At 72.8% G+C, this 2,659-nt stretch carries 2 protein-coding genes; one reads left to right on the plus strand and one right to left on the minus strand.

Going from position 1 to position 2,659, the window contains the following annotated elements:
- A partial coding sequence (glmS, locus tag AOK18_RS19635; RefSeq protein WP_055695215.1) for a glutamine--fructose-6-phosphate transaminase (isomerizing) occupies positions 1 to 1,527 on the plus strand: 1,527 nt, incomplete at its 5' end.
- A 184-nt stretch (positions 1,528 to 1,711) separates the two neighbouring features.
- On the opposite strand, the gene AOK18_RS19640 is transcribed toward glmS, so the two are convergent.
- Positions 1,712 to 2,254: a universal stress protein gene (locus AOK18_RS19640; protein WP_055695216.1), complete on the minus strand. Its 543-nt coding sequence runs from the start codon at positions 2,252 to 2,254 to the stop codon at positions 1,712 to 1,714.
- Between the last annotated feature and the right edge of the window lie 405 nt (positions 2,255 to 2,659).

The raw sequence follows: 2,659 nt of genomic DNA on the forward strand, positions 1-2,659 counted from the left end.
GTCGTCCACAACGGCATCATCGACAACGCCGGTGAGCTGCGCCGCAAGCTGGAGGCGGAGGGCGTCGAGTTCCTCTCCGAGACGGACACCGAGGTCCTCACCCACCTGATCGCCCGCTCGCAGGCCGTCAAGCTGGAGGACAAGGTCCGCGAGACGGTGCGGATCATCGAGGGCACCTACGGCATCGCCGTGCTGCACGCCGACTTCCCGGACCGCATCGTGGTGGCCCGCAACGGCTCGCCCGTGGTGCTCGGCATCGGCGAGAAGGAGATGTTCGTCGCCTCGGACATAGCCGCCCTGGTCACCCACACCCGGCAGATCGTCACCCTCGACGACGGCGAGATGGCCACCCTCAAGGCCGACGACTTCCGCACGTACACCACCGAGGGCACCCGGACGACGGCCGAGCCGACCACCGTGGAGTGGGAGGCGGCCTCCTACGACATGGGCGGCCACGACACGTACATGCACAAGGAGATCCACGAGCAGGCCGAGGCCGTGGACCGGGTGCTGCGCGGCCGGATCGACGACCGGTTCTCCACCGTGCGCCTCGGCGGCCTGAACCTGGACGCGCGGGAGGCCCGCCAGATCCGCCGGGTGAAGATCCTCGGCTGCGGCACCTCGTACCACGCGGGCATGATCGGCGCCCAGATGATCGAGGAGCTGGCCCGCATCCCCGCCGACGCCGAGCCGGCCTCCGAGTTCCGCTACCGCAACGCGGTCGTCGACCCCGACACGCTGTACGTCGCGGTGTCCCAGTCCGGTGAGACGTACGACGTGCTGGCGGCGGTGCAGGAGCTGAAGCGCAAGGGCGCCCGGGTGCTGGGCGTGGTGAACGTCGTCGGTTCGGCGATCGCCCGCGAGGCCGACGGCGGCATGTACGTGCACGCCGGGCCCGAGGTGTGCGTGGTGTCCACCAAGTGCTTCACCAACACCACGGTCGCCTTCGCCCTCCTCGCCCTGCACCTGGGCCGCACCCGCGACCTGTCCGTGAGCGACGGCAGGCGGATCATCGAGGGGCTGCGCAGGCTGCCGGGGCAGATCGCCGAGATCCTGGAGGGCGAGGAGGAGATCAGGAAGCTGGCCCTGCAGTACGCCGAGGCCCGCTCGATGCTCTTCATCGGCCGCGTCCGGGGCTACCCGGTGGCCCGCGAGGCGTCGCTGAAGCTGAAGGAGGTCTCCTACATCCACGCGGAGGCCTACCCGGCGTCCGAGCTCAAGCACGGCCCGCTGGCCCTGATCGAGCCCGCGCTGCCCACGGTCGCGATCGTCCCCGACGACGACCTGCTGGAGAAGAACCGCGCGGCGCTGGAGGAGATCAAGGCCCGCAGCGGCCCGATCATGGCCGTCGCCCACCAGGAGCAGGAGAAGGCCGACCACACGATCGTCGTCCCGAAGAACGAGAACGAGCTGGACCCCATCCTCATGGGCATCCCGCTCCAGCTCCTCGCCTACCACACGGCGTTGGCGCTGGGCCGGGACATCGACAAGCCCCGCAACCTCGCCAAGTCGGTCACCGTCGAGTAGGCCGGGCGTCACCGCCGAGGACGGCGGGACGGGCCGCGCCCGCCCCCGGAGACCTCCGGACAAGACCCGCGTGGGCGGGACGGGCACCGTGCCCGTCCCGCCCACGCGCGGTGCGGAGGGGCGCCCCGGCGTCCCGGCCGGCCGCCGCCCGGTCGCCCGGCGCGGGCCGTCGCCGGGCGGCGCGTCAGGGAATGACCACGACCGGGCGCTGGGCCCGCTTGGCGAGCCGGCCCGCGACGGAACCGAAGAGCCGGCCGACGAGACCGTGGGTGGAGCCGACGACGATCGCGTCGGCCTCGTACTCCCGGCCGACCTCCTCGAGTTCGTGGCAGATGTCGCCGCCGCGCTCGACCAGGATCCAGGGCACCTCGGTGAGGTAGTCCGCGCAGGCCAGTTCGAGGCCGAGGACCTCGGTGCGGTGGTCCGGGACGTCGACGAAGACCGGGGGCTCGCAGCCCGCCCACACCGTGGTCGGGAGCCGGTTGGCGACGTGGACGATGATCAGCGCGGAGCTGAAGCGCCGGGCCATCCCGATCGCGTACGCGAGGGCGCGCTCACTGGAGGTGGAGCCGTCGAAGCCGACGACGACGCCGTGCCGGAACGCCGGATCGCACGGCCGGCGCGCCTGAGCCGCCCCCAGGGGCTCGACCCCCGCCGGTTCGGCGGCCGTGGGGTCGGCGAGGGGTCGCTTGCGGTCCGCGGGTTCGAAGAATTCGTGACCGGCCATGGCTGTCTCGGCGTTGTGATCCTTGTTATGAGGGACGACAGGCTGCGTCGGAGCTGTGTCCGGGAATCATCTTCCCAACCCCATACCCCCAAGGGTACGGCGGCACGCCTCCTTCGCGCAGATCCCGTCCACACTGGCCGACGGGTATCCCGGAGCATGCCCGAGGGGGCGCCCCCCACGCAATGGTCGCTGCGCTGTACAGGCGGTTTGCGCGGGGCGGGCCCAGCCGCGAGAGTGGGGCGCGCCGCGGGCGCCGGCCCCGCGGGCCCGGTGCGTCGACGCCCCGCCCGCGCGCCGGGCCCCCGCGCGCCGCGCCGTGCGGAGCGCCTGCCGCGTCCGGCCCGGGAGCGGACCCCGGCCGGGACCCGCTCCGGAGCGGGTCCGGGGCCGCTCCGGAACGGATCC

Origin of the sequence: Streptomyces prasinopilosus (genome assembly GCF_001419695.1) — a bacterium.
GTDB classification, from domain to species: Bacteria; Actinomycetota; Actinomycetes; order Streptomycetales; family Streptomycetaceae; genus Streptomyces; species Streptomyces prasinopilosus.